The sequence below is a fragment of the Rhodococcus sp. YH3-3 genome, from assembly GCF_001653035.1.
Lineage (GTDB): Bacteria > Actinomycetota > Actinomycetes > Mycobacteriales > Mycobacteriaceae > Rhodococcus_F > Rhodococcus_F qingshengii.
In genome coordinates this window covers 2,471,321-2,494,476 of the sequence record NZ_BCWH01000001.1, presented here as the reverse complement: position 1 = coordinate 2,494,476, position 23,156 = coordinate 2,471,321, and the positions used below count along the sequence as shown (strand labels likewise).

Sequence of the window (23,156 nt, the reverse complement as noted above, 5' to 3'; positions counted from 1 at the left end):
CGGCGACCGGCTCGAACAATCTGGCGTCGCGTTCCGGATCTGCCATCGCCACATACAGTTCCGGGCAGCGGGCCTGCGACTCGCGTCGGCGCAGGCCTCGTCGCACTCCCTCCGCGCGGGCCGTCGCCGAACATGCGATCACCCGATTACCCGAGGTGACCGCGACAGGATGCGTGGCAGGAAGATCGGCAAGCGCTGCCGCTGCCACCGCCGGCCAGTCCGGGCACCACAACGCCAGAACTCTGCTCACAGTGACACCACCCGCGACGACACCACCCGCGACGACACCACCCGCTCCGACACCACCTGTTCCGACACGGCCTCGACCGGCCGGGAAGGTACCCACTCGACCCGCCCGGCTGCACTACAGATGTCCAGACGCGTGGTCCGGGGCTGGAACGAGCGCCCCCGAGCACGAACCGCGAGGCTCAGGGAACTGAGCCGACCACGCCCCAACTCACGGCCCTGACCGAACCCACCGTAACCATGAACCCGAGCGTCCAACCGAACTTCGGCCCCGTCCCAGTGACCTTCGGTGACAACAAGAGTCGAGCCCTTGCTCCGGGCGCGCGCCACCACCGCTCGCGCACGCGACGGGGATACCGACGCACCCGCCAATCCCAGAATCACCAGATCCATACCGTCGAGCAGCACAGCAGCGATCTCGACCGGATCCGGCCCAGGCGCCGGAATGAGCGCCAGACGTTCCAGTTGCGCACCCATCTCGTACGCCGCCAGCAATCCCAGTCGAGGTTGCCCGATGACTGCCACATGCCCCCCGGACGCCGTCACGGACGCGACCAATCCCAAAAGCAAGGAAGCAGCGCCCTCGACGGACACCACGGTTCCGCGCACCAAACCGCCCTGCGGTAGCAATGCCCCGATACCTTCCGGCACTGGGAGAACACCAGCCTTGTGCGCGCGGTCCACGACCGGTATTTCCCGGTCGGCAACACTCTCGAAGGCTGCTGCACTTGTCCCGGAAACACCAGCCACGGAAACACTCGGTCCCGAAAACGACGTATCGCCGCGAGAGGGAATGGACGCGATCTGTCGGCGGAGCTGTGCCAGCCGATCCTGACGGGACAACCCCGCCGCATCTGCCGACAGCTCCACCAACTCGGTCACCTCGGTCATCCCCATCCTCCGGAACACCGGAAAAACTCACTCGGCAGCAATCCATAACCAGCCGGCAAACCGCGGGGAAGTCGGGTCTGACATGCATCCAACGAACAGCAATTTCGAACATATTTTCGAACTGTTTTCAGTAAACCGTGTCACCCCCGACACGTCAAGCAGAGCAAAAAACCCAGTTCACAGGAGCCTCGAGCGTCACAGTGGCATCAATCCATTAACCTTGAGATGTGACAGCTCAGGAGCAGACCGGGAGGGGCATCGGGCCCGAATACCTGCTGGCGGGGCGGTACCGACTCCGCTCCAAGATCGGCGACGGAGGCATGGGCGCCGTCTGGCTGGCCCGCGACACCCTCCTCAGCCGTGACGTCGCGGTGAAACAGGTCACAAGCACGGAAGGCCTCGACAGCGAAACGGCCGAAGAGGTCCGTGAACGTACATTGCGCGAAGGCAGGAACGCCGCAAAGCTCACCCACCCCCACTCCATCGCCATGTACGACGTCGCGATCGAGTCCGGTGAACCGTGGTTGGTCATGGAGTACTTCCCCGCCCGCAGCCTCGCCCAGGCGATGAACCTGGCCGACACGTTGCCACCGCTGGAGGTCGCGCAGATCGGCGCGCAGATCGCTGCGGCACTCACCGAGGCGCACGCCGCCGGCATCGTCCACCGCGACATCAAGCCCGGCAACATCCTGATCGCCGACCGAGGCAAGTCTCTCGGCACCGTCAAGATCAGTGACTTCGGCATCGCCCGCGCAAAGAGCGACGTATCCGACACCCAGGACGAGGTCATCACCGGCACTCCCGCGTACTTTGCACCCGAAGTTGCCCGCGGCGACGATCCCACCGAGGCCAGTGACGTCTTCTCACTCGGGTCGACGCTCTACACGGTGATCGAGGGTCAACCGCCCTTCGGCATCGACTCGGACGCCATCGCTCTACTGCATCGTGTCGCCAAGGCCGAGATCTACCGACCCACCAAGTCCGGACCGCTCACCGACGTTCTCCTTCAGCTCCTCGAGCCGGACCCCACCCGTCGGCCGACGATGGCTCAGGCACGCGACGCGCTCGCTGCAGCCGCGACGGGCGGTGGCACGATCGAGCAGTTGATCGACGCTCCCGTCTACTCGTCCGAAGGCGCCGTGCCGGCGTGGGCTCACCGCACCACACAACTAGCCGACCCACACCGCCGCAATCGCCTGACCGGCTCCACGATCACCGGACTGCCTGCAGTGCAACAGAACACACCACTGCGGAACGTCCCCAGCCCCATGGACATGTTCTCCTGGCCGCCGCGGATACCGACCGGCCCCGCCGATGCCAGCACCCGCGACAAGGTAGTGGCTTGGGCTCCCCTCGCCATGACAGGCATGGTTGCCGTCATCATCTTGGCCGCACTGATCGTCGTCATCCTGGTATTCACGGCCTGACCGGACGCTCTACGCGGGCAGAATGTTTGCGTTGAGGTGAAACACGTTGTCCGGGTCGTACTTCGCTTTGACGGCGGACAATCGCGCGTACTTCGCCGCACCGTAGGACGCTCGCACTCGGTCCTCGTCGACATCGGTCATGAAGTTGACGTACCCGCCTTGATTGGACGAGAACGGACGCAAGGCTTCCCAGGTCTCACGCACCCACGATCGATCCAATTCCAGTGTCCCGGCATCGGTGGCCGTAGCCGTCATGTTGCACACGTAATGTGGTGTGCGAGAACCACCGAACGCAGTGTCGTCCTCGCCGACGGAGGTGAAAGCTCCCTGCAGCGGAAAGATCGGCATGAAGGACATCGGCGACGATTTCTTGCCCGCTTGCTCGGTCAGAACATCGATCACGTCGTCGGAGAAATCCACCAGGTCCAAGGCCTTCTCATAGGCGTATGCACCCCATGGTTCCGATTCGTCGAGCATCGACTGTAAACCGATGTACGGGAGCGGGGTGACGAACTCGAACAGCGTCGGCACGCCCTCTCGAATCGGCGCAATCGCGTTCGAGTGTTCCTCTTCCGATCCGAAACCGGCTACCAGCAACGCGTATCCGGGCAGCAGGTGAAACTGATCCGGAACAAACGGTGCCGGAGGCGCGGACAAACCGACGGCAACCATCGCTCCGGCATTTCTCGGCAGGGCAGGCACCACTTCGCGGCACAGACGAAGCGCTGCGGGTCCGTCCTCCATCCCCCAGAAGAACAGTCCCAGATGCACTTCCGGACCGATCTCGCTCAGACGGTACTCGAACTCGGTGACCACTCCGAAGTTTCCGCCGCCGCCGCGCAGCGCCCAGAACAAGTCGCTGTGATCGTTCTCGGAGGCCCGCACGATCGAACCGTCGGCGAGCACCACCTCTGCCGACACCAGATTGTCGATCGCCAGGCCGAGCGTGCGCGTCAACCACCCCATGCCGCCGCCGAGGGTCAGGCCACCGACGCCGGTATCACTGATCACTCCACCGGTCACTGCCAATCCGTGTTCCTGCGTCGCGGCGTCGAGGTCGGCAATCGTCGCACCACCACCGACCCTGGCTCGCTTCGCGGACGGGGCGACACTGACTACGTTGATCGCACTGAGATCGATCATCACACCGCCTTCACACACCGAGGTACCTCGGTAGGAATGCCCACCACCTCTGACCGAAACCTCCAACGAATGGGCTCTGGCAAATGCAAGTGCCACAGATACATCCGACGCCGACCGGCACCTGGCGATCACCGCCGGACGATGATCGATCTGCCCGTTCCAGATCGACCTGGCGTCGTCGTACTCCGGATCTCGGGGGCTGAACACAGAACCCGTGATCGCCGATTTCAGTGGCGCGAACTCGACCGTCGTCATCATGCACCGCCCTCGTCGGGTGTCGCGGTGAGAAGCAGGTATTCCCACTCCATCACGAACGGCTCGCTTCCGCTGCCGTACTTCTTTGCCAACTCGAGCAGATCGCGATCGAGCGCCTGTGTGCGGTCAGGATCGCCGGCGATGTTCCGGTACACCGCGATGGTCGGGCCGTAATTCTTCTTGAAGAAATCGCGGAAATCTTCCGGCCCGCTGAATGTGTCCACACGAAGTACGTCTTTCCTTGCGGCAACATCGCCGAGCAGATCACGAACATGGTTCTCGTCGCCCCACAAAGGCGCCGGCTGCGAACCAGGAGGCGGGGGCGGTGCATACGGCTTCATCGTTTTGAACATCTCGCCGATGAACCCCGTCGGAGTCCAACTCAGCACTCCGATCTTTCCGCCGGGTCGGCATACTCGCAAAAGTTCGTCCGCGGCGCGCCGATGATGCGGGGCAAACATCACACCGACGCACGAGAGCACTACGTCGAACTCGTTGTCGCCGAACGGAAGAGCCTCGGCGTCGGCCTCCTGCCAATCGAGTTCGACACCCGCGAGTGCCGCGGCCTCCCGTCCTGCCACGAACAGTTCGGGAGCCAGGTCGGTGGCGATCACCTGCGCACCCAGCGCAGCCGCCGGAATGGCGGCGTTGCCGGACCCCGCCGCGACGTCGAGCACCCGATCTCCTTTCTGCACGCCGCATTCACGCACCAATACAGGTCCGAGTTCCGCGATGACCTGCGTCGCCACCGCCGGATAGTTACCGAGCCCCCACATTGCCCGGTGCTTGGCCTTCAGCTCCCGGTCCAACCCGAGAGTCCCCGTTGATTCACTCATTACCGTTCTCCTTCAATAATTTTCGTACTCGGAGCCCGACAGCGTTCATGCCGTTACTCCGACGCTACGACGACGGTTCACTCCTCTCCAGTACGAAATCTGTACCGGAGCACCCCGGAGGCCTACGATCGAGAGATGGGGTCCTCGTACCACCAGTTCTGCCCCGTCGCCAAGGCGATGGAGCTACTCGACGAGCGGTGGACACTGCTTCTCCTCCGCGAACTGATCATGGGAAGCGAACATTTCAACGATCTCCGCCGCGGGCTCCCGCGAATGTCACCGACTCTGCTCTCGACCCGGCTTCACCAACTCGCGGTCGCCGGCATCGTGGAGCGAGAAGAAACCGACTGTGTCGTCAGCTATCGTCTGACCGACGCCGGCCGTGAACTGCGCCCTGTGGTCGAAGCTCTCGGCATCTGGGGTACCAGGTGGATCGGTGAACTGGGCGACGAAGATCTGGATCCGAAACTGCTGCTGTGGGACATGCATCGCCGCGTGGATCATTCCGTGGTGCCTGAAGGCAAGACCGTGGTGCACTTCGCATTCTCCGGAGTACGTGGACATTCGCGGAACTGGTGGCTCGTCATCAATTCCGGTGAGGTGGACATGTGCGATATCGATCCGGGTTTCGACGTTGCAGTGTCGGTCTCTGCGGGCTTGCGACAGATGACCGAGATCTGGCGAGGTAACCTGACCTGGTCGGACGCCATACGGTCCGGTGACGTCACCATTTCTGGGCCTACTGCGTTGCGTCGTAGCCTGCCTTCGTGGTTCGAGCTGTCGACTTTCGCGTCGATCCCGCGCCCCGCGTAGCGCGCGCTCACCAGCCCCGTTCCGTCCTGTTACAGAGCTGTTGCAGACCGTGACACCGTCGACGAACGGTGACCACCTGCCGGTGACACTGACCGAGAAGTCTCTGTTGTATGCCCAGCCACCGCGGAATCATCCGCTTCGTCGCACTCGGTGCAGTCGTGCTCGGTGCGGTCGCGCTCAGCTCCTGCTCGTACACAGAAGAAGCACAACCGAAGAGCGGTAACTACCTTGCCACTCAGCCTGATTCAGGACCTTCAGGCGGCGAGATCGAGGACGGCATCAGCTTGCAGGACACTCATGTGCCAGCGCTTGCCCGTCTCGATTCCGCACTGCTCGCGGCGCTCCAGTCGGCAGCGGCCGACGCACAGGCATCCGGCGTGGACATGCACGTCACGTCGGGTTGGCGGTCCGCGGCATACCAACAGCGACTGTTCGACGAAGCCGTCGTCAAGTACGGCAGCGTGGACGAAGCGTCCAAGTGGGTGCACTCGCCGAGCCTGTCCAAGCATGTCAGTGGACAGGCCGTCGACATCGGACCGACCGACGCCGACGACTGGCTCATTCAGCACGGCAGCGATTACGGCCTCTGCCAGACCTACGCCAACGAGATGTGGCATTTCGAATTGGCAACCACTCCAGGCGGGGAATGCCCGCCACAACTGAGCAACCCCTCGGACGAGAGAGCGGAAGGCTGATCATGACACGAGTCAAACCAGCGAGACTGATTGCCGCACTGGCACTCTTGATCCTCGGAGTCGTCGAATTCGAATTGGCGGTCAACACCACCGGTGGTCAGATCGTCGACCAACAACTCATGGTGGGCGCGGCCACCTCCGAACGCCTCAGCGTGTTCTCCGCCGAGTTCATCGGCCTCGTCACCCCGATACTGATAGTGGGAGGAGTGCTCGTGGCGCTCATGATCACATTGCGCAACAACCCGATTGCGCTAGCTTTACGCGTCGTCGTCGTGACCCTCGGTCCCATCACGACAGCCTGGGTTCTTAAACAATCGCTGGATCGACCGGACCTGAACGGTCTGGTGATGCACAATTCCTTCCCCAGCGGCACTTTGACGGCCATAGCTGCTCTGGTCTGCGCGATCGTGATCGTCACGCCCTCGAGGTGGCGGGCGGTCGTCGCGGTCAACGGTGCGCTGATCACCATCGGAACCGCGATCTCGGTAGTCGTGCTGCAATGGCACCGCCCGAGCGACGTGATCGGTGCACTACTGCTCGTCGGCTGCTACACCCTCGCTGTGTCGGCATTTCCGTTGAACACCAGCGTCGCCCGGCATGCGGTGCCGGCAGACTCAGGCAACGAGCGACTCTCGCGAGTGTGACCCCTGTACCCTTGGCTGACCGAGATTTCTCCGACCGCAGAAGGCCCCTGATCATGGCGAGTCCAAGGTGAGCTCATGGTGAGCATTCTTTTCATAGAAGACGATCCAGCCGTGGCCGAGGCAATCACGTTGGGACTGAACCGACTCGGGCACGACGTCAGCCATCGCCCCGACGGTAACGGTGATTTCGACGACGCCCTGGGTGCCACGGACCTCGTCCTACTCGACCTCGGGCTGCCGGGTGCCGACGGTTACGAGATCTGCCGACGTATCCGCACCCGAAGTTCGATCCCGATCATCATTCTGACCGCCCGATCCGACGACATCGACACCGTCGCCGGCCTGGAAGCCGGTGCCGACGACTACGTCGTCAAACCGGCCAGTCCGCGCGTCCTCGACGCTCGTATCAAAGCCGTCGTGCGGCGCTCGGCACCGGCAACGACGCGCCCGGATGCGACGCCGGGTGCAGAGACGTTCGGCGACCTGGAATTGGATCGGTCGTCGCTGCAGGTCCGCAAGGCCGGGATGCTGCTGACCCTCACCCCGACCGAACTCCGACTGATCCTGGCGCTGACCGAGAACCCCGGACAGGTCCTGAGCCGCCGACAGTTGTTGTCCGCAGCCTGGGACCAGGAGTATCTGGGTGATTCCAGAATCGTCGATGCAGCAGTGCAGCGGCTGCGCGGAAAGATCGAGGACGACCCGGCCGCACCGACCGTCATCGAAACGGTGCGCGGGTTCGGGTATCGCTTCAACACCAGCCCAGCCCGATGAAACCGACCTGGCTTCAGGTCGACGGTCTGCGAACCAGGCTCGTGCTCGTGTTCATCGCAATCGTCGTGATCATCGCCGGGGCAACCGCGGGTGTCGTCTCGTTCATGGCACGGTCGTGGATCTATTCCAACGCTCAGGATGTCGCGACCGCACAATTTCGCGACGAACTGCAATACGTCAACGGAACACCGGTAGACGAGTTGACGCCTGCCAACCTCCAACAGATCTTCCAGTCCGACATGACGCTGATCGTCGACGGCGAAGTCATCCGTCAAGGATCCGTGGATGCGGCGACCATTCCGCCCAGCTTCGACGAAGGTTTGGACAGTCCGAAGCTGATCCGTTTCGAGAGGCTCGACTCCCAGCGCATCATGTTGGGAATGTCCGTCAATGTCGTGGACATGAGCACGGACGACAGCTACGACAACGAGACATTGGTCAAAGCCGTCACCATCCGGCCGCTGGTAGGAGTGCAGGACAAGTTCGACGACCTGCTTCGAGCTGTCGGCCTCACCCTCGCCGCCGGTGTGTTGGTGAGCGGACTACTCGGGCTGTGGATCGCGTCGACGCTTGTCCGTCCGCTCAAACGCCTGGACAATGCGGCCGCCCGCGCTGCCGACGGCGACCTCAGCGTCCGACTCCCCGAAGACGGAGTAGCCGAACTCGCCCAGGTCACAACAACGTTCAACAACATGGTCGCTCGCAACGAAGCGGTCATCCGAGGTCTGGAAGAATCGGAAGAGCAGTCGAGAAGGTTTGTCGCAGACGTCTCCCACGAGCTCCGGACGCCGCTCGCAGCACTGGTGCCGGTCAGTGAGATCCTCCGTGAAGAGATCCCCAATCTTCCGCCCGACGCCGCCGCTGCCGCGCGCATCGTGAGCAGTGAGATCGGCAAGCTCACTCGACTTGTCGAAGACCTCATCGAAATGTCTCGCCACGACTCTCAGCAAGCGCACCTCGTCCTCGACGACGTCGACCTCGTCGAATTGACCGAGCGCACACTCGAGAGCCGCGGATGGACAGATACCGTCGAACTGCGCGCACCCGAAAGTGTCAGCGCCAGAGTCGATTCGCGTCGGATCGACATTGTCGTCGCCAACCTCGTCGGCAATGCACTGCGCCACGGAGCGCCCCCGGTTCGCGTCGAGTTGAGCGTCGAATCCGGTTTCTCCGTCATCACCGTCGTCGACCACGGCCCCGGCATCTCACCCGAAGACCGGCAGGCGATCTTTCGGCGGTTCTACAAGGTCGACACCGCGCGCGGACGCAGCGAGGGCAGCGGACTCGGACTCTCGCTCGCCGTCGAGAACGTGCACTTGCACGGCGGCACCATCGGCGTGGACCAGGTGGATGGTCGCACGGTCTTCACGGTTCGCCTGCCCCGTCGCTGACCCCTTCCCGAGCGAACGTACCTTTCGGCGCACCCAAGGCGATCGTCGTACCGTTCGCTCGAAAAGGGGTGGGCACTTCGCACCCTGAACCGTCCGCGTACTGAACCGTCCGCGCATGACCAAATAGTGGGATTCTGGTTTCAACATGTGAAACCACGCGAGTAGCGTCGGCATCGTCGAACAGCGTAGAGATCGGAGGGCACCATGACGCAGGCGTCGCGGCTGGAAAAGACGGCCGTCTCCCCGAAGGCGTGGACGATGCTCGGAATCGGCGTCGCAGCCCAGGCCGCAGGCACCGTCTTCGTCAGCACCCCCGCCTTTTTGATCCCGCTGCTGCATTCCGAACACGGCCTCTCGTTGACGCAGGCCGGAACTCTGGCCGCTGCACCCACTTTCGGCATGGTTCTCACGCTGGTGGCGTGGGGAGCGATGGCTGACAGATTCGGCGAGAAATGGGTCATCTCCATCGGGCTCGGCCTGACGGCGATCGCCGCGCTGGCCGCGACCACCACCGACAACTACACCCTCCTCGGGATCGCATTTCTGCTGGGCGGAATGGCTGCGGCGAGCACCAACGCTGCCAGTGGACGTGTTGTGGTCGGCTGGTTTCCCAAGGATCGGCGCGGCCTCGCGATGGGAATCCGGCAGATGTCACAGCCCCTGGGCGTGACCATCGCGTCGCTGACCATCCCGACTCTCGCTGCGAACGTAGGAATCGGTTCGGCCGTCGGACTGTCGGTAGCTCTCAACGGCGTTCTCACCCTGATCTGCGCCGTCGCATTGATCAATCCCCCGCGGCCGGCAGCCCAGCCCACAGATAGCCCGGTCGAGACGATCAACCCTTATCGCTCGAACTGGTTCCTGTGGCGCATTCACGTCGTCTCGGCACTGCTGGTGTTTCCGCAGTTCACCCTCTCGACATTCGGTATGGTCTGGCTGATCAGCGAGCAAGGATGGGACGCTGCGCCCGCTGGGCTCCTGATCGGGATCTCCCAGTTCGTGGGTGCACTCGGACGCATCGTTGTCGGCATCTGGAGTGATCGCGCCGGAAGCAGAGTAGGCCCGCTGCGGTTGGTTGCCGTCTCCGCGTCTGCGGTCATGTTGGCAATGGCGGCAGCCGGCGCAGCGCCTTGGGGCGTTCCCGCCTTGATCCTGCTGCTGGCAACCACTATCAGCGTCGCCGACAACGGTTTGGCATTCACTTCCGTGGCCGAAGCTGCCGGGCCGAAATGGCAAGGAAAAGCATTGGGCGCACAGAACACCGGGCAGTTCATTGCCGCGTCAGCAGTGGGCCCGGTGGTCGGTGCGCTGATCGGCGCGGTCGGCTACCCGCTCGCCTTCGCGATAGTCGCGGCATTTCCCGCCGCAGCAATTCCCTTGGTGCCCAGCCGCGATCGCGACATCAGCGTCTAGTCCCTCATCGGATTCGGTTGCACTGCAGGTCCCGTCAGATCACAATGCGGCTTGCAGGCAACCGAATCCGCTTCCTGAACAGGCTCTACTGTCGGAGTTCGGATCAGCGTCGCGGCGATCGCTGCACCGACCAACAGCAGTGCCACACAGATGTACATCGCGTACCGGAACCCGTCGGAGAAACTCGTCGGATCGACCAGACTTTCGGCGTCGATACCCACGAGGGCAGGCAAGGCCGCGACGGCAAGAAGTTGGCTCGTGCGAGCAACGGCATTGTTCACACCGGATGCGATTCCGGACTGCTCCACCGGTACCGAACCAAGCACCGCGGCGGTCAACGGCGCGACCATCACCGCCAGGCCGAGCCCGAACACCAGAACTCCCGGCAGCACGACGGTCAGGTACGACGCATCCGAGCCGATCCGCGTCATCAACACCAACCCCACCGCGGCAACGGCGGGCCCGACCGTCATCGGCAACCGCGGTCCGTGCGTCTGCGCGTAACTGCCCGCGCGCGAAGACAACAGCAGCAATGCCAAGGTGATCGGTACCGTTGCGACGCCGGCAGCCACCGGCGAGTACCCGGCAACCAATTGCAGTTGCAGCACGAGCAGGAAGAACACACCGCCCAGCGCCGCATAGACCGCAAGGGTCACCAGATTGGCCGCGACGAACATCCGCGAGCGGAACAGGGACGGCGGCACAAGGGCACTCGGTGAGCGTCGTTCCACCACAACGAACAGGCAGAGCGCAATCACTCCGATCAGCCCGACTATCGGGTTGACCTCGATCAGCCCGTACGTCAGTGCGCCGAGACCGACTACTGCGCAGGCAGATCCGACCACGTCCAGGTGCTCGGGCGGATGCGGGTCGCGGCTCTCCGGTACATGGCGCACCGCTGCCCACACCACGACGATCGCCAGCGGGATATTGAGCAGGAATACCGATCGCCATCCCGCCACTTCCACCAGCCAACCACCGAAAAGCGGTCCGATGGCGCCGGCAACACCACCTAAACCCGACCACAATCCGATGGCCGCGCCGCGGTCCTCCTCACGAAGTGACGCGGAGATGATGGCAAGGCTGCCAGGTGTCAAGAGCGCAGCTCCCACTCCCTGCAGGATTCGTGCAATCACCAGAAACGTGATGTCCGGTGCAATTCCGCAGAGCAACGACGCGACCGCGAACCAGACCGTCCCCCACACGAATACCCGTCGCCGACCCCAACGATCACCGAGGGCTCCCCCGAGCAGAATCAGCGACGCCAAGGCCAAGGTGTAACCGCTGAGCGTCCACTGCAGTCCGGCGACACCGGAACCCAGTTCTTCACCGATGTGAGGAAGAGCAATGTTGACGACGGTGCCGTCGAGGAGAGCCATGCTCGAGCCGAGAACGGTGGCGGCGACAACCCAACGCCCACGCTTCGACACGAGCGCCAGTGGTTCCGTCATCGGTCCATGGTGCGCCTTCGCACGCAATCGCGAAAGAGCGCGCGGGAATTCAGTCGATCTGGCGGCGATGTGCCCAACGCGTCAACGCATTGCGATTGGACTGCTGAGTCTTTCGCAGGACGTTCGATGCGTGAGTCTCGACCGTCTTCACGGAAATCACCAGGTCCTCGGCGATTTCACGGTAGGTGTACCCACGTGCCAGCAATCTGAGCACTTCGAGTTCTCGCGGAGTCAGCGAGTCGAGTTCCGGATCGAGTTGCGGCTCGGGTGCGTTGGAACGCCCGGTGAAGGAGTCCAGTACGAAGCCTGCCAGGCGAGGCCCGAACACTGCGTCACCACCGGCAACGCGTCGTACACCCTCGGCCAGCTCGGATCCCGAGATCGTCTTGGTTACGTACCCGCGCGCACCGCCGCGGATCACCGCGATCACGTCCTCGGCCGCATCGGAAACGCTGAGCGCCAAGCACACCGGGCCGGAATCGATTCCGCGCAGAACTGCCACTCCACCACCGTCAGGCATGTGGACATCGAGCAGAACGACATGCGGTTTCGTCGAGTTGATACCCGCGATCGCCTCAGCGACGCCACCGGCTTCACCGACTACGTCCATGTCTGCCTCGCGCGAGAGTTCCGCCCTCACCCCGGAGCGGAACACTGCATGATCGTCGACAAGAAATACGCGGTACGGGGGCGGCGCAAGCGAAGTCACTGGGGCTGTTCCTCGGGGTTGTCGACACGGTCAGCAGTCTGGTCCCACTTTAGAGCAGAGTCACCGAGCGGCATGTGCACGCGGATCTCGGTGCCCTTTCCGATGTCGGATCGAACCACGACGCGGCCACCCCGTCGCTCGATGCGACCACGAATCGACTTGGCCAAACCCTGACGGTCCTCCGGCACCGCATTGACGTCGAATCCAACTCCGCGATCACGAACGAACACACTGACCTGGTCGCCCTCGACCTCGGCGAAAAGATTGATTTCCTTCTCCCCCGAGTGCTTTGCCGAGTTCACGAGAGCTTCACGCGTCGCACCGAGGAGCGCGGTGAACGCTTCCTTGGGCAGACCGTTCTCGACGCCTTCGCCTTCGAGTTGTACGTCGCCGACCGTGACGGGGCGGACCGTGACGCCATGCTGGTCCTCCACTTCACCGGCGATGATCTTCAGACCTTCGGTCAGGCTCGTGTGGTCGATATCCCCGCCGCTGAACAACCACTTGCGCAGCTCGCGTTCCTGACCACGGGCCAGGCGCGCCACCTCTTGCGGATTGTCGGACTGCTTCTGAATCAGCGCCAACGTCTGAAGTACGGAGTCGTGCAGATGCGAGGCGATCTCTTCACGTTCGTCGTTGCGAATTCGGGCCGCACGCTCGGCGCCGAGAGCCCGCCACATCCGCAGCCACAGCGGCACCGTCAACAAACCGACACCGATCAGCGTCACCACCACGGCCAGCAGGGACGAGCGCAGTGCTTCGAGGTCGACCTGAGCGAGGACGACGACGCCGAGACCCAAGATGATCAAGGTCGCTCCCCCGACCACCCGCGCCCACGTGAGAACGGTAGGCCGCTGCGGCAAGCCGATGACGGTCCGGGGACCGTCGGAGTCGAACTCGCGCCACACCAAAGCGGCACCGATCGCGACGACGAAGAACGGTGCGAGCACCGAACCCGCCGTGCCGCTGAACAGCCAGGACAACGCGGCTGCGCCGCCCAATCCGAGTGCGATCAAGCCGTACGCCCGCTGCCGCTCGGCCGCGGACGGCTTCTGGGTGTCCGTGCCGGCTGAGGTGAAGATCCAGAGGGCGCCGTAAATCACGATGCCGGATCCGGCCATCGCCGCCAGAATCGCGAAGGCGACTCGAACCTTCAGGACGTCGATCCCGAGATGATCGGCGATACCGCCTGCAACACCGGCGACGATGCGACCGCCGGAGCGCCGCTCCAGCTTTCGCAATGGAACACCGCCCGGGATGGGCACACCCTTCTTCATGGGTACGGCATGCACCGGTACCCCGTTGACGGGCGGGCCTCCCGTGAACCCGGGAGCGGGACCGCTCACGAACGGCGGATCTGACAGATATTGCACATAGTCGATACTGGCACGAACCACTCGCACTCACATCAGGGTCCAACCCTGAATCAGGGCGGCGCCCCTGGCCCCGATCGTCACAAAGATCAGGGTTGGCCCTGATGCGCGGAGGCCGCCCCGGAAGCCAGGATTGATTCATGAACAATCCGACTTTCCAAGAACAGATCCAGGATCTGTGGCGGACCCGCCCCGTGCGTCTGCCGGCACAAGGTCACGTGGCCGGGGTATGCGCCGGAATCGGATACCGGTACGGCATCGACCCCATTCTGGTACGTGTCGCGTTTGTGGCCTCCACTATTTTCGGCGGCTCAGGCATCCTTCTCTACCTCGCCGGGTGGTTGGTGCTCGCCCGCGCCGGTGACGGATCGTCCCCCGCACAGTCGTTGATGGGCCGCGGACACAGCTCCGATTCCAGTACCAAGACCATCGTCTTGTTGGTGGCTCTCGCCATCGCGGCTACGACCGTCGGGCCTGTCGGCGTCGGCCTGGGTGGTTCCGGTCTGATCGGGCTGATTCTGATGGTCGGAGGCCTGTGGCTGCTCTACCAACGAGCGCCGGTCCCGCCTGCACTGCCACAGAGCACGTCACCGTACGTCGGCGCGGGTACCGCGTATCCAGGCACGGGATTCACGCCCGGGCCGTTCACTCCCGGATACTTCGCACCCAATCAGCCGCCCGTGTACACGCCGTACACAAAACTCCCCGACAGCTACGTGCCCGAGGAACGGCCGGCCGAACAGTCACCGCAATCTCAGGCCGATCATCCGACGATCAACCTGTCGAAGGACCCGAGCGCTTCAGCCGCCGCCAATCCGACCGAGGTGATCGGCGAGGCCGCCATCACACCGCCCTCCTGGGATCCGCTCGGTGTCGCTCCGTTCGCCTGGGATCTCCCGGACCCGGCAGTCAAAGCCACGCCGCTGCTGCCTTTGCCACCACGTAAGCGTCGCTCGCGATGGACGCTGACAGTGCTCGGACTCGCGATCATCGTCGCCGCCGTCACCGGGGCAGCGGGCGCGGCAACCGGCAACGAGTGGTTCACTCCCGGCCGAGTCGGTGCTGTCGGACTCGCCGTCATCGCGCTCGGCCTGATCCTCGGGGCATTCTTCCGCAAGGGGTACGGCCTGCTGGTCGTCACCGGACCGCTCGTGGGTTTCGTGCTTCTCGCCTCGTTGGTCTACCCGATCGATTTCGACGCCTCGGGTGAGCAAAGATGGACTCCGGCAACCGCTTCCGAGTTGGAGCCGTCGTACTCGGGAGCCTTCGGAAGCTTCACTCTCGACCTCAACGGGGTCAAGTTCACCGAGGACAAGACCATCGACGTCGCGGCGTCGTTCGGTGAGTTCGTCGTCATGGTGCCACCAACCGTCAACGTCAAGAACAGCTGCACCGTCGTCATGGGTGACGGATCCGGTTGCCTCGACGGCGGAATACACCCGGGCCGTGATGTGACACCGGATTCGCCCACACTGACCATCAACGCCAAAGCAACGTTCGGCAGTCTGAAGGTGACGCAATCATGAGCGACTACGACGAGACCACAGAGCACGACGAGACCCGAGAATCCAAGCGCCCCTCGGCACTTCTGCTGATCGCCGGACTGGCCGCACTACTGGTCAGCGTGTGGGCGTTGGTCGGGCCGTTCTCCCTGGCGCCGGCAGCGAACATTCAATTCCGTTGGCTGTTCGTCGGTGCCGCCGTCGTGGCAGGACTACTGCTGGTGATTCTGCCGAATCGGCGCAACCGCAAGTAACTGCTGTGCGCCTTTATTAACCGCGGGGGGTTAATAAAGGCGCACAGTTGTTTTTACTCCCACTCGATAGTTCCCGGTGGCTTGCTCGTCACGTCGAGGACTACGCGGTTCACGTCCGCAACCTCGTTGGTGATTCGAGTCGAGATGCGCTCGAGGGTCTCGTACGGCAGACGCGTCCAGTCCGCGGTCATCGCGTCTTCACTCGAGACCGGACGCAGCACGATCGGATGACCGTACGTCCGGCCGTCACCCTGCACGCCCACGCTTCGGACGTCGGCGAGGAGAACGACCGGGCACTGCCAAATGGTTCCGTCCAAGCCTGCAGACGTAAGCTCTTCGCGCGCAATGGAATCTGCCTGACGCAGGATCTCGAGGCGATCGCGGGTGACCTCACCGATGATGCGGATACCGAGTCCGGGACCGGGGAACGGCTGGCGTCCGACGATCTCTTCGGGCAGGCCGAGTTCGCGGCCCACTGCACGGACCTCGTCCTTGAACAGCAGACGCAACGGTTCGACCAACTTGAACTGCAGGTCTTCCGGCAGCCCGCCGACATTGTGGTGGCTCTTGATGTTTGCAGTTCCCGTGCCGCCGCCCGACTCCACGACGTCCGGGTAGAGCGTGCCCTGGACGAGGAAGTCGACGGTCGCACCATGAGATGCGTTCTCGCCCAGAACATCACTGACTGCGCCTTCGAAGCTGCGGATGAACTCGCGGCCGATGATCTTGCGCTTGGTCTCGGGATCGGTGACGCCTGCCAGCTCACCGATGAAGGTGTCCGCGGCATCCACGGTGATCAGACGAGCGCCGGTTGCCGCGACAAAATCCTGCTCGACCTGCGTGCGCTCACCGGCTCGCATCAAACCGTGATCGACGAAGACGCATGTCAACCGGTCGCCGATTGCGCGCTGAACCAAAGCCGCAGCAACAGCGGAGTCGACGCCACCGGACAGACCGCAGATGGCGTGTCCGTCTCCGACCTGCTCGCGAACCTGCTCGATAAGCGCATCGGCGATGTTCGACGCCGTCCACGCTGCCGGAATACCGGCAATCTCGTGCAGGAAGCGGCTCAGGACCTGCTGACCGTGCGGGGAATGCAGAACCTCAGGGTGGTACTGCACACCGGCGAGCTTGCGGGCGCGGTCCTCGAACGCCGCGACGGGAGCACCGTCGCTGGTCGCGGTCACCTCGAAGCCGGAAGGCGCTTCGGTGACGGCGTCACCGTGGCTCATCCATACCGGCTGCGTCGAGGGAAGACCGTCGTGGAGCAATCCGCCGGATACCGCGATGTCGGTTCGGCCGTATTCGCGGGTACCGGTCTCGGCGACGGTGCCGCCCAGGGCGCCTGCCATTGCCTGGAATCCGTAGCAGATTCCGAAAACCGGAATGTCGTGATCGAACAGTGCGGGATCAAGCTTGGGAGCACCGTCTGCGTAGACACTCGAGGGCCCACCCGAGAGCACAACAGCCAAGGGGTTCTTGGCCACGATCTCCTCGACGGTCGTGGTGTGCGGAATCACCTCCGAGTAGACCTTGGCTTCGCGAACTCGCCGTGCGATCAACTGCGCGTACTGCGCCCCGAAGTCGACGACAAGAACTGGTCTCTGCTGCTCGATATCTGCCACAGGTGCAGTCTAATCGCCGCAGCCAGCGCTTCTGCGCATGCATGGACTCAGCCCGCTACTCGACCGAGCGAGCGCGAGGTACGTCACTACAAAGGCCGCCCCTCAGAACTGCGCAGCGACCTCGCGCGGATCTAGACCACCGTCCAGGTCAACGGCGCCCCGATCACCCGCACCTTAGCTTCGGCAATCAATTCGGCAGCATCATCGCAGGCCAGAGCCCGAAATGGACGAAGGGTGAATTTTCTGGACGTTTGACCGATTCGCCTGAACCAAACGTCCAGTAAAGGTAATCTCGCCCGTCAAGTGATCAGGATCACGATCGCAAACGGCCGGCGCCGCCGAACGGCGCTCACCTCGAGGAGGACCTGTGCGTCGATTCATACGACGACTCGCCATACCTGTCGCGGCTGTGACGGCTGCCGCCGGACTTCTAGTCCTCGGCACGCCGGCCACTGCTGACGAAGCCCCGCCGACCACTTTCACCGGCACGACCGACAACCTGATCTTCACGAAGAGTGTCATCGGGAACGCGGCAGTTCACCCAGGCGACACCGTCACGTACAAGACCGAGATCAAGCACAACGAAAGCGGCATCGAACGGTCGATCGCAAAGATCCGTGACATCCCGCCCGCAGGATTCGTCCTCGTGCCGGGCAGCGCCAAGGCCACCTACCTGGGTGTGACCAACCGGGCCACGATCAGCAACGAATCAGATGGCGGAGTCTCCGCGAAGTGCTCGAGCGGCTGCACCTTCCTGGTCGGTGGATTCGTCGTCAAGAAGAACCAACCCGTCACGCTGGAAGCGACCTACACGGTCCCCGTCGGCACAGCATTCGGGACGTACGACAGCGGCATGCTCTTCGACGTCAACGCCTTCAGCACACAGCAGGGCCTCAACCCCATCAACGTCAACGTCCAGGTAGTCGACCCGTCTGTCGCCACCGGAACCACACTGGTTGCACCGGCAACGGCGAAGGTCGGCACGCCGGTCGACCTGACCGCGACAGTTGCGCCGTCCGACGCGAGCGGCACCGTCCAGTTCAAGGACGGCGGCAACGACATCGGCTCACCGGTCCCGGTCTCGGGCGGTAGCGCCACCCTCTCCCACACCTTCGACAGCGTCGGCGCCCACGACATCACCGCCGCGTACAACGCCGGTCCGGGATTCCACAGCTCGACCTCCGGAGTCCAGACCGTCGACGTCTCCGCGGACACCACCACCACGATCTCGGCCCCGAACGCCGCGCTGGTAGGTGACAGCATCACCGTGAGCGCTGTCGTCACACCGGCAAACGCCGTGGGCACGGTGCAGTTCAAAGACGGCGAGACCAACCTCGGCGCACCGGTGGCTGTAGTCAACGGAACGGCTTCCCTGACCCGCAGCTACGACGCTTCGGGTACCCACAGCTTCACCGCAGTGTTCACCGGCGAGGCCGGTTACGGCGATTCCGTCTCCACCGCAACCCAACTCGACGTCAGCGATCCCGACTGGGGAACCACGACCACCGTTGTCGAACCACTCACCGCTGTTGTCGGTGAACCGACCAACCTCTCGGCCACCGTCTCCCCCATCCCGAGCAGCGGAACCGTGACGTTCAAGGTCGACGGCGCCGAGGTCGGTACCGCACCGGTCGGCACGGGTGACGGCGTCGCGATCCTCCCGCACACCTTCGCATCAGCGGGCGCTGCAGCCGTGACGGCAGAGTTCTCCGGCGGAACCGGATTCATCGGCTCCACGTCCACGTCGTTCACTGTGAACGTCACCGATCCCGAACCCGCCCGCGCCGACACCACGACGTCTCTGACCGTCAGCGGCTCGGCTCAGGTCGGAAAGGCATTGCAGCTCAAGGCCACCGTCGCACCCGGAACAGCAAACGGAATGATCCAGTTCAAGTCCGGCACGACGCCCATCGGCGCACCCGTTGCCGTCGTCAACGGCGTCGCGACACTCACGCACACCTTCGACGACGAGGGAACGTTCGGCCTCACTGCCAACTTCGTCGGCGACGCCGGTTGGAAGAACTCCGTCTCCGGCCCGACGGTCGTGCAGGTCGGCACCGCACCGACCGACGGCGGCGGCACCGGAAGCGTGGACACCGGTTCGCTCAGCGGCCTCATCCCGCTCTTCGGAAGCTAGTCCCCCACATCAGCTTTGGACACCACTCCCGTACCCAGCTCAGGAGAATCCATGTTCGTGTACTCCAGACGTCGCATCGCGGCGCCGATCGCCGCCACGGCACTCGCCAGTGGCGTCATCCTCGCGGGAATCCCCGCATCAGCGGCCCCCGTGACAACAACCTTCGGCACGAGTTGCCTGGCAACCCCGTCCGCTGTCGCCGGTCCGACCACGCAGTCACAGTCCGGCTCGGTCATCGTCGACGCACCGGAATCCATCGGCGCCGGTGAAACCTTCGAGGTCACCATCCAACCCGGCCCCATCGCCTTTCCCGGCTCCGCTTCGGGGGCGACCGTCCAGAACGTCTCCCGCATCAAGGTCGACGTCGACGTTCCTGCGAACGCCACCCTGGTGGAAGCCACCATCGTCCCCGGCACTTCGGCGGGGCTCAGCGGTGTAGCGCCGAACATCCTGCGCGTCAACGAGAACGGCAACGTCGATCCCAACGGAACGATTCTGCGCCTCTCCGGAAACAACCAGGTCATCGGAAACAGCCCCAGCTCGAGCATCAACTCCGAGGGCGGCATCGTCGTCAAGGCGACCGGCAAGAACGTCGATGGTTCCAACAATGCCGACGGCTACACGCAGTTCCAGCTCCCCCAGGTCAAGGCAGTTCTCAAGGCCGGCGATTCAGGGGACGTCGCGATGAAGGTACGCACCGGCGGCAGCGCGGGAGCGTGGAACAACGATCGCAACTTCCTCACGTTCCTCCCCAAGGCCACCCTGGTCATCACCGCCTGGGCACCCACGCGATGCACCCCGCGTGACGCCGAGAACGGTCCGCTCAACAGCGGCGCAGGCCCCCTCGCCACGACGCGGATCATCGAGGCGGACAAGGCAACCACCACCACAGTCGTCGGACCGGCCAACGCCAAGAACGGAACTCCCGTCACCCTGTCAGCCAACGTGAGCGGCGGCGCAAACGGTGGAACCGTCCAGTTCTTCGACGGCGACAACCCACTCGAGGACGCCGTGCCGGTAACCGGAGGGTCGGCCAGCATCTCCCCGACCTTCACCGAGGACGGACCGCACTCCATCACCGCGAGCTACAGCGGAGCCCCTGGGTTCCTGGCGTCGACGTCGGCGTCGGCCAAGATCGTGACCGTCACGACCGATGCACCGCCGGACGCCGTGACCACTACCGCCACGGTGTCGCCGTCGACCGCGAAGGTCGGACAGGACGTCAACCTGACTGCCAAGGTCGATCCGCAGGGTACCGGCGGCACCGTCGATTTCATCGTCGACGGCACCGAAACGGTCAGTGCTCCGGTCGGAACCGACGGAGTTGCCGTCGCTCCGTACACCTTCACCTCGACCGGAACGCACAAGGTTGTCGCGAAGTTCACGGGCTCACCAGGATTCGCCCCGTCCGCTGCCCCGGCATTCCCGGTCAGTGTGACGACGCCGGCTCCGGCTGACGTCGAGACGACCACGGTTCTCGACGCTGTCGGAACTGTTCAGAAGAACACCCCGGTGACGCTCAAGGCAACGGTCGATCCGTCCGGCGCCACGGGCAAGGTCCAGTTCAAGGTCGGTGACACCCTCATCGGTGGACCGGTCGACGTGGTCAACGGTGTCGCAACGGTACCGGCGACGTTCTACAACTCCGGGACCTACAGTGTCACCGCCGAATTCGTGGGCGCTTCGGGCTACACGGCCTCCGCATCCGCGCCGCAGACCCTGACCGTCCCCGGCGATACGGACGGCGGGCCCGGAGGCGGGACCGGCAGCCTCGACCTCGGCACTCTGTTCGGGTCGCTAGGAGGCTCCAGCGCGGCCGGAGCCGACGCCGGCACCACAGGCGACTTGGGTGCAATCGGAGCCAAACGCTCGTAGCCGCTGCCCTGGGCGGGACGCAGGTCGGTCTCCCCCTTGTTCGGCCACAGCGAGGCCGAACGCTCGGCCTGAGCGGCAATGGTCAGCGACGGATTCACGCCGAGGTTGGCCGAGACCGCTGCGCCGTCGACGACGCTGAGCGTCGGGTAGCCGTACACGCGGTGGTACGGATCGATGACGCCGTGATCGGAATCCGACGCGATAGCGCAACCGCCGAGGAAGTGCGCCGTCAGTGGAACGTTGAAGATCTCGCCCCACGTGCCGCCCGCGACACCGTCGATCTTCTCGGCAACTCGACGCGTCGCCTCGTTGCCCTCCGGGATCCACGTCGGGTTCGGCTGACCGTGGCCCTGCTTACTGGTGACCTTGCGTCGACCGAACAGGCCCTTCTTCGTGTACGTGGTGATGGAGTTGTCGAGGTTCTGCATGACCAACGCGATGATCGTGCGCTCACTCCAGTCCTTGACCGTCAACATGCGCAACATCTGGTACGGATTCTTCGCAACCACACCGAGGAACTTGATCCATCGGGGCGTCTTGCCGCCGCCGTCCGTCATCAAGGTCTGCAACAGGCCCATCGCGTTCGATCCCTTGCCGTAGCGGACCGGCTCGATGTGGGTGTCGCTGCTCGGGTGGAACGACGAGGTGATCGCCACTCCGCGGGTCAGGTCGAGTGCGGGATCGACCTTGTACTTGCCTGCGCCGACAATGGATTCGGAGTTCGTTCGAGTCAGCTCGCCGAGCTTGTCGGAGAGCTTGGGCAGCGCTCCGGTGTCCTTCATGTCGAAGAGCAGATGCTGAGTGCCCCACGTTCCGGCCGCGAGAATGACGTTCGCAGCCGTGTAGGTGCGGCGGTTCTTTCGTCCGAATGCACCGGTTCGCTCGGTGAACACGTCCCACGAACCGTCGCGAGCCTCACGAAGCCCGGACACGGTGGTCATCGGAATGATCTCGGCGCCGGCTGTCTCGGCAAGGCCCAGATAGTTCTTGAGGAGCGTGTTCTTCGCTCCGTGACGGCAGCCCGTCATGCACTCGCCACACTCGATGCAACCTGTGCGCTCGGGTCCGACGCCGCCGAAGTACGGGTCCTTCGCCTTCTTGCCAGGTTCACCGAAGTAGACGCCGACGGGCGTCTGGATGAACGTGTCGCCGACACCCATGTCGTCGGCGACCGACTTCATGATCTCGTCGGCGGGCGTCATGTGCGGATTCTGGACGACGCCGAGCATCTTCTGAGCCTGCTCGTAGTACGGCGTGAGCTCGCTGCGCCAGTCGGTGATATGCGCCCACTGCTTGTCCTGGAAGAACGGCTCCGGCGGCTGGTACAGCGTGTTGGCGTAGTTCAACGACCCGCCGCCGACGCCTGCGCCCGCGAGAATGAGGCAGTCGCGCAACAGGTGCACGCGCTGAATGCCGAAGCACCCCAGCTTCGGAGCCCAGAGGAACTTCTTGAGATCCCAACTGGTCTTCGCGAAATCTTCGTCGGCATACCGTCGGCCGGCTTCGATGACGCCGACCTTGTAGCCCTTCTCCACGAGACGAAGCGCGCTCACGCTTCCGCCGAACCCGGATCCGACGATCAGTACGTCGTAGTCCGTTGCCCGTTGCTTGCCCATCAGGACACCTCCACCGTGAACCGTAGTTACCCGCCAGTATGCACCTATCCCTTGTGACTACCACCACAAGGGGCCCCATAAGCGTA

Annotated in this window: 18 protein-coding genes and 2 pseudogenes; 11 read left to right on the top strand and 9 right to left on the bottom strand. The window is 63.8% G+C overall.

All coding sequences use genetic code 11. The annotated features are described in order from the left end of the window. Both YH3_RS11615 and YH3_RS11610 read right to left on the bottom strand, forming a co-directional pair. Window positions 1–250: pseudogene (locus YH3_RS11615) on the bottom strand (DNA polymerase Y family protein); the annotation flags it as partial. Then, complete coding sequence (locus YH3_RS11610; protein WP_064443373.1) at window positions 247–1,137, bottom strand: hypothetical protein; 891 nt, start codon at window positions 1,135–1,137, stop codon at window positions 247–249. The pseudogene YH3_RS11615 and the gene YH3_RS11610, both read right to left, overlap by 4 nt. A 227-nt stretch (window positions 1,138–1,364) precedes the next feature. Here YH3_RS11610 and YH3_RS11605 point away from each other — a divergent pair, with 227 nt between their 5' ends. Next, window positions 1,365–2,564, top strand: a complete 1,200-nt coding sequence (locus YH3_RS11605) for a serine/threonine-protein kinase (protein WP_064443372.1) — start codon at window positions 1,365–1,367, stop codon at window positions 2,562–2,564. A 9-nt stretch (window positions 2,565–2,573) separates the two neighbouring features. Here the strand turns inward: YH3_RS11605 and YH3_RS11600 are convergent, their stop codons facing one another. Next, window positions 2,574–3,965: an FAD-binding oxidoreductase gene (locus YH3_RS11600; RefSeq protein ID WP_003940869.1), complete on the bottom strand. Its 1,392-nt coding sequence runs from the start codon at window positions 3,963–3,965 to the stop codon at window positions 2,574–2,576. Further along, on the bottom strand, window positions 3,962–4,798 hold the full coding sequence (locus YH3_RS11595) for a class I SAM-dependent methyltransferase (RefSeq protein WP_047270192.1): 837 nt from the start codon (window positions 4,796–4,798) through the stop codon (window positions 3,962–3,964). Before YH3_RS11595 ends, YH3_RS11600 begins: the two co-directional genes overlap by 4 nt. 135 nt (window positions 4,799–4,933) lie before the next feature. Between YH3_RS11595 and YH3_RS11590 the strand changes: the two genes are divergently transcribed. The 6 genes from YH3_RS11590 to YH3_RS11565 all read left to right on the top strand — a co-directional run bounded on the left by YH3_RS11590 (window position 4,934) and on the right by YH3_RS11565 (window position 10,528). After that, window positions 4,934–5,611, top strand: a complete 678-nt coding sequence (locus YH3_RS11590; RefSeq protein WP_003940889.1) for a helix-turn-helix domain-containing protein — start codon at window positions 4,934–4,936, stop codon at window positions 5,609–5,611. A 110-nt stretch (window positions 5,612–5,721) separates the two neighbouring features. Continuing rightward, the gene (locus YH3_RS11585) at window positions 5,722–6,306 is read left to right on the top strand and encodes a M15 family metallopeptidase (protein ID WP_003940687.1); all 585 of its coding nucleotides are present in this window, start codon (window positions 5,722–5,724) and stop codon (window positions 6,304–6,306) included. A gap of 2 nt (window positions 6,307–6,308) precedes the next feature. After that, entirely contained in the window at window positions 6,309–6,950 is a 642-nt protein-coding gene (locus YH3_RS11580; RefSeq protein WP_064443371.1) for a phosphatase PAP2 family protein, read from the top strand. A gap of 75 nt (window positions 6,951–7,025) precedes the next feature. Further along, window positions 7,026–7,724 (top strand): response regulator transcription factor, encoded by a 699-nt coding sequence (locus tag YH3_RS11575; RefSeq protein ID WP_058039028.1) that lies wholly within the window; start codon window positions 7,026–7,028, stop codon window positions 7,722–7,724. Then, complete coding sequence (locus YH3_RS11570) at window positions 7,721–9,115, top strand: cell wall metabolism sensor histidine kinase WalK (RefSeq protein WP_064443370.1); 1,395 nt, start codon at window positions 7,721–7,723, stop codon at window positions 9,113–9,115. Before YH3_RS11575 ends, YH3_RS11570 begins: the two co-directional genes overlap by 4 nt. Before the next feature lie 204 nt (window positions 9,116–9,319). Further along, on the top strand, window positions 9,320–10,528 hold the full coding sequence (locus tag YH3_RS11565) for an MFS transporter (RefSeq protein ID WP_064443369.1): 1,209 nt from the start codon (window positions 9,320–9,322) through the stop codon (window positions 10,526–10,528). Here YH3_RS11565 and YH3_RS11560 read toward each other — a convergent pair. The 3 genes from YH3_RS11560 to YH3_RS11550 are packed head-to-tail and all read right to left on the bottom strand — an operon-like array spanning window position 10,525 to window position 13,965. After that, complete coding sequence (locus YH3_RS11560) at window positions 10,525–11,979, bottom strand: MFS transporter (protein WP_064443368.1); 1,455 nt, start codon at window positions 11,977–11,979, stop codon at window positions 10,525–10,527. The genes YH3_RS11565 and YH3_RS11560 overlap by 4 nt on opposite strands. Window positions 11,980–12,028: 49 nt before the next feature. Continuing rightward, complete coding sequence (locus YH3_RS11555; protein ID WP_003940972.1) at window positions 12,029–12,688, bottom strand: response regulator transcription factor; 660 nt, start codon at window positions 12,686–12,688, stop codon at window positions 12,029–12,031. Then, window positions 12,685–13,965, bottom strand: a complete 1,281-nt coding sequence (locus tag YH3_RS11550) for an ATP-binding protein (RefSeq protein ID WP_037125680.1) — start codon at window positions 13,963–13,965, stop codon at window positions 12,685–12,687. The genes YH3_RS11555 and YH3_RS11550 overlap by 4 nt, the downstream gene beginning before the upstream one ends. Window positions 13,966–14,201: 236 nt before the next feature. Here YH3_RS11550 and YH3_RS11545 point away from each other — a divergent pair, with 236 nt between their 5' ends. Then, window positions 14,202–15,587 (top strand): PspC domain-containing protein, encoded by a 1,386-nt coding sequence (locus tag YH3_RS11545; RefSeq protein ID WP_007727507.1) that lies wholly within the window; start codon window positions 14,202–14,204, stop codon window positions 15,585–15,587. Further along, window positions 15,584–15,817: a hypothetical protein gene (locus YH3_RS11540; RefSeq protein WP_042926362.1), complete on the top strand. Its 234-nt coding sequence runs from the start codon at window positions 15,584–15,586 to the stop codon at window positions 15,815–15,817. Before YH3_RS11545 ends, YH3_RS11540 begins: the two co-directional genes overlap by 4 nt. A 53-nt stretch (window positions 15,818–15,870) precedes the next feature. On the opposite strand, the gene guaA is transcribed toward YH3_RS11540, so the two are convergent. Further along, a complete protein-coding gene (guaA, locus tag YH3_RS11535; RefSeq protein ID WP_007727510.1) occupies window positions 15,871–17,442 on the bottom strand; it encodes a glutamine-hydrolyzing GMP synthase in 1,572 nt (523 codons plus the stop codon). Between the two features lie 367 nt (window positions 17,443–17,809). Between guaA and YH3_RS11530 the strand changes: the two genes are divergently transcribed. After that, complete coding sequence (locus YH3_RS11530; protein WP_003940887.1) at window positions 17,810–19,579, top strand: Ig-like domain-containing protein; 1,770 nt, start codon at window positions 17,810–17,812, stop codon at window positions 19,577–19,579. Between the two features lie 51 nt (window positions 19,580–19,630). Continuing rightward, window positions 19,631–21,247: pseudogene (locus YH3_RS37305) on the top strand (Ig-like domain-containing protein); the annotation flags it as partial. Between the two features lie 20 nt (window positions 21,248–21,267). Here the strand turns inward: YH3_RS37305 and YH3_RS11520 are convergent. Then, the gene (locus tag YH3_RS11520) at window positions 21,268–23,070 is read right to left on the bottom strand and encodes a GMC oxidoreductase (RefSeq protein WP_238592557.1); all 1,803 of its coding nucleotides are present in this window, start codon (window positions 23,068–23,070) and stop codon (window positions 21,268–21,270) included. Between the last annotated feature and the right edge of the window lie 86 nt (window positions 23,071–23,156).

Excerpts from the sequence above, each read along its gene's own strand:
- YH3_RS11570 (WP_064443370.1), top strand. The coding sequence starts at position 7,721 with ATGAAACCGACCTGGCTTCAGGTCGACGGTCTGCGAACCAGGCTCGTG.
- YH3_RS11520 (WP_238592557.1), bottom strand. The coding sequence starts at position 23,070 with ATGGGCAAGCAACGGGCAACGGACTACGACGTACTGATCGTCGGATCC.
- YH3_RS11575 (WP_058039028.1), top strand. The coding sequence starts at position 7,026 with ATGGTGAGCATTCTTTTCATAGAAGACGATCCAGCCGTGGCCGAGGCA.
- YH3_RS11580 (WP_064443371.1), top strand. The coding sequence starts at position 6,309 with ATGACACGAGTCAAACCAGCGAGACTGATTGCCGCACTGGCACTCTTG.
- YH3_RS11550 (WP_037125680.1), bottom strand. The coding sequence starts at position 13,965 with ATGAAGAAGGGTGTGCCCATCCCGGGCGGTGTTCCATTGCGAAAGCTG.
- YH3_RS11540 (WP_042926362.1), top strand. The coding sequence starts at position 15,584 with ATGAGCGACTACGACGAGACCACAGAGCACGACGAGACCCGAGAATCC.
- YH3_RS11595 (WP_047270192.1), bottom strand. The coding sequence starts at position 4,798 with ATGAGTGAATCAACGGGGACTCTCGGGTTGGACCGGGAGCTGAAGGCC.
- YH3_RS11600 (WP_003940869.1), bottom strand. The coding sequence starts at position 3,965 with ATGATGACGACGGTCGAGTTCGCGCCACTGAAATCGGCGATCACGGGT.
- YH3_RS11610 (WP_064443373.1), bottom strand. The coding sequence starts at position 1,137 with ATGACCGAGGTGACCGAGTTGGTGGAGCTGTCGGCAGATGCGGCGGGG.
- YH3_RS11585 (WP_003940687.1), top strand. The coding sequence starts at position 5,722 with ATGCCCAGCCACCGCGGAATCATCCGCTTCGTCGCACTCGGTGCAGTC.
- YH3_RS11590 (WP_003940889.1), top strand. The coding sequence starts at position 4,934 with ATGGGGTCCTCGTACCACCAGTTCTGCCCCGTCGCCAAGGCGATGGAG.
- YH3_RS11560 (WP_064443368.1), bottom strand. The coding sequence starts at position 11,979 with ATGACGGAACCACTGGCGCTCGTGTCGAAGCGTGGGCGTTGGGTTGTC.
- YH3_RS11545 (WP_007727507.1), top strand. The coding sequence starts at position 14,202 with ATGAACAATCCGACTTTCCAAGAACAGATCCAGGATCTGTGGCGGACC.
- YH3_RS11565 (WP_064443369.1), top strand. The coding sequence starts at position 9,320 with ATGACGCAGGCGTCGCGGCTGGAAAAGACGGCCGTCTCCCCGAAGGCG.